At 41.4% G+C, this 1,731-nt stretch carries 2 protein-coding genes; both read left to right on the forward strand.

From position 1 onward, the window contains the following. Positions 1-339 (forward strand): RNA-guided endonuclease InsQ/TnpB family protein (locus tag A1D25_RS00840; protein ID WP_240327068.1); only part of this gene is annotated, 339 nt, incomplete at its 5' end. 304 nt (positions 340-643) lie between these two features. Continuing rightward, complete coding sequence (tal, locus tag A1D25_RS00845; protein WP_157393837.1) at positions 644-1,594, forward strand: transaldolase; 951 nt, start codon at positions 644-646, stop codon at positions 1,592-1,594. Positions 1,595-1,731: the final 137 nt, after the last annotated feature.

Raw genomic sequence — 1,731 nt, forward strand, 5'->3', positions numbered from 1 at the left:
TTGCAGGTGTCGAATATGTCTAAATCAGCCAAAGGTACGGCGGAAGCACACGGCAAAAATGTGGCAGCCAAATCAGGCTTGAACCGAGCGATATTAGATCAATCTTGGTTCGAGTTTCGCCGTCAGTTGGACTACAAAACGCAATGGCAAGGTGGTTTTTTAGTGGCTGTTCCGCCGCAAAATACCAGTCGAATTTGCCCTTGTTGCGGTATGACCTCAAAGGAAAATCGCCAAACACAAGCCGATTTTGATTGCGTAGAATGTGGCTACAGGGAAAACGCCGATGTAGTCGGTGCGTTAAACGTATTGATGCGAGGGCGAGCAATCGCCCAAGCGTAAAATATCAAGGCAGATAATAATATCAGGGCAGGACGTGTCCGTAGAGCTTGTGAAGTGAACCGCACTGGCGGTCAGCAACAAGAACCCACCGAGAGTAGCCTATTGCTTGCAATGGGACTAGTAGGAATCCCCATCCTTTAGATGGGGAGGATGTCAATTGACGAATGTGGTTGTTCAACAAGCAAGCGGTCAGATTTCTCCCAAACTTTGCAAAATGTGATCAATCTCACAAAATTCATTCTGTTTTATTCCTCAAGTTGCTGCTATGATTAGCACGTTTTATTACATATATTAAGGAAGTTTTATGAACCAATTAGACGCTTTACGCGAAATGACTGTTGTAGTTGCCGATACTGGCGATATTGATGCAATCAAACTATATCAACCAGAAGATGCAACAACCAATCCATCTTTAATCTTAAGTGCTTCTGCATTACCACAATACGCTCCACTAATTGATGAAGCTGTTGCTTATGCAAAAGCTCAAAGCAATGACAAAGCTCAACAACTTATTGATGCGGAAGACAAATTAGCGGTTAATATCGGTTTAGAAATCTTAAAAGTAGTAAAAGGACGTATTTCTACCGAAGTAGATGCTCGCTACTCTTACGATACAGAGAAAACCATCGCCAAAGCACGCAAATTAATTGCTTTATATAATGAAGCAGGTATCAGCAATGACCGTATTTTGATTAAGATTGCATCAACTTGGCAAGGTATTAAAGCAGCAGAGCAATTAGAAAAAGAAGGTATTAACTGTAACTTAACCCTATTATTCTCACAAGCACAAGCTCGTGCGTGTGCGGAAGCAGGCGTTTATCTAATTTCGCCATTTGTAGGACGTATCTTAGATTGGTATAAAGCTAACTCAGACAAAAAAGAGTATGCCCCTGCTGAAGACCCAGGTGTGATTTCTGTCACTTCTATTTATAACTATTATAAAGAATATGGTTATAACACTGTGGTAATGGGTGCGAGTTTCCGTAACGCTGGCGAAATTACAGAGCTTGCAGGTTGCGACCGCTTAACCATTGCTCCAGCACTATTAAAAGAACTCCAAGAAAGCAACCAACCATTAGTTCGCAAACTGGCATTTAACGGTGAAGTAAAAACAAGACCAGAAAAAATGACTGAAGCTGAATTCTATTGGGAGCATAACTCCGATGCAATGGCTGTTGAGAAATTAGCAGAAGGTATTCGCAAGTTCGCTATCGACCAAGAAAAATTAGAAGCAATGCTTGCTAAGAAACTCTAAGTTTGCTTAATTATATTAAGGCTGAATTTAATTAGAACCTAAGTTCAGCTTTTATCAAACCCCGTGCCGTAAAACTCCGTCCTTCAGGGCGGAGACATAAGGCACAAACGGCGTAGTCGTTTCAAAGCTAACTAATC

Source organism: Ursidibacter arcticus (assembly GCF_009761375.1).
GTDB lineage: Bacteria > Pseudomonadota > Gammaproteobacteria > Enterobacterales > Pasteurellaceae > Ursidibacter > Ursidibacter arcticus.

Excerpts from the sequence above, each read along its gene's own strand:
- tal (WP_157393837.1), top strand. The coding sequence starts at position 644 with ATGAACCAATTAGACGCTTTACGCGAAATGACTGTTGTAGTTGCCGAT.